This window comes from Streptomyces sp. NPDC002130, assembly GCF_040296465.1.
Taxonomy (GTDB): Bacteria; Actinomycetota; Actinomycetes; order Streptomycetales; family Streptomycetaceae; genus Streptomyces.
Window position 1 is genome coordinate 1 of sequence record NZ_JBEOXI010000993.1, and the last position, 1,243, is coordinate 1,243.

General features: G+C 58.2%; 3 protein-coding genes. 1 reads left to right on the forward strand and 2 read right to left on the reverse strand.

What is annotated here, in order from left to right; all coding sequences use genetic code 11:
• A partial coding sequence (locus ABT116_RS47730; protein WP_351647729.1) for a DNA cytosine methyltransferase occupies positions 1–211 on the forward strand: 211 nt, incomplete at its 5' end.
• An 82-nt stretch (positions 212–293) separates the two neighbouring features.
• On the opposite strand, the gene ABT116_RS47735 is transcribed toward ABT116_RS47730, so the two are convergent.
• Positions 294–419, reverse strand: a complete 126-nt coding sequence (locus tag ABT116_RS47735; RefSeq protein ID WP_255246884.1) for a hypothetical protein — start codon at positions 417–419, stop codon at positions 294–296.
• 394 nt (positions 420–813) lie between these two features.
• Positions 814–1,137: a hypothetical protein gene (locus tag ABT116_RS47740; RefSeq protein WP_351647734.1), complete on the reverse strand. Its 324-nt coding sequence runs from the start codon at positions 1,135–1,137 to the stop codon at positions 814–816.
• Positions 1,138–1,243 lie beyond the last annotated feature (106 nt).

Genomic DNA, 1,243 nt, shown 5'->3' on the forward strand with positions numbered 1-1,243 from the left:
TGTGGCGGCCGTACCCACTACCGCGATGCCCACTTGCGCGCCCGCGAGTCCTCGGTCCTTGACCGTTCGAGAAGCTGCTCGCCTCCAGACTTTTCCCGACGACTACGTATTCGAAGGCAAGTGGGGAGCGGTGCGCACGATGATCGGCAATGCGGTGCCGCCGCAGTTGGCGTCGGTACTGGCAGGAGAGATCAAGAAGGCCCTCGGCTGAGATAGTGCACCTATGGAAAATGGGGCCGACAATGTCGGCCCCATTTCGAGTTACGCCCTGGCAGGGGTGTGGTGCAAGCGAATCAGCTGAGGTTGAGCTTGGCGATCAACGGCTGGACGACCTTGATGATGTCGATGACGGCGCTGAGGGTGTTGATGGAACCCATGTTTCGGTCCTCCGTGTCGTATGTACAGGTTTGTATGTACAAGGTTGTGTCTGCGTGGTGTTTCTGTACGACCTTGTGTCGCAGACACAAATTAGCAAACTGGACGCTTGTTTGGGTTGAAATGACCGCTTTGCGCTGAAGTTGCTGAAAAGTTCACGGTTTGTTCAGGAATGGAAACAAAAAACAGGCCGGACTCCCCGAAGTCCGGCCTGTCGATGACGCTTTGCGATCAGCTGAATGCCGAAAGTGCGCTGATGAGGCCGATGCCCGCAACTGCGACCTTGAGGACACTCAAGACGTCTTCGAGCTTGACACCCTCGGGCAATACGTTTTCGACAGACTCCATGTTGGATCCTTCATGTGTTGGGGTCGTGGTCCAGTGCCACTGCAAGCAAGATACCCAATCGTGACCACCTGTGAAACCCCGGCGCGAAGATCACAGTTGTGTTGCGCCGGACTCACTGGCCGTCGCGACGACGGTGGCTGCCACTATTTGCTCCACGCTGATGCCTGCTGCCGGTAGGCAGTGGTAGAAAATTCGTTCACAGAGGTCGACCATCTCGCCTCGCTCGAGCGTCGGCTCGTCGATCCAGTTGACGACGATTTCCTCCATGAACGCCTGCCACCCGGCGATTGTCGCCTCCACGGTCGCGTTCGATTCGATGCCCAGATTAGTGAGCGCAGCGACTATCCACGTGGTGAAAGTGCGGCGCATCCCACGGTAGATCGTGCGCATCCGGACGTCGCCACTGCCGGCCATCCGCATCACGGCGAGGTAAATGGCACGGTAATCGGCGGATAGCCGGAGACGCCCCAGGGGTTTCCGAGGATGACCTTGCCGTCGTCGGTGAATCCCCGGACGTAGT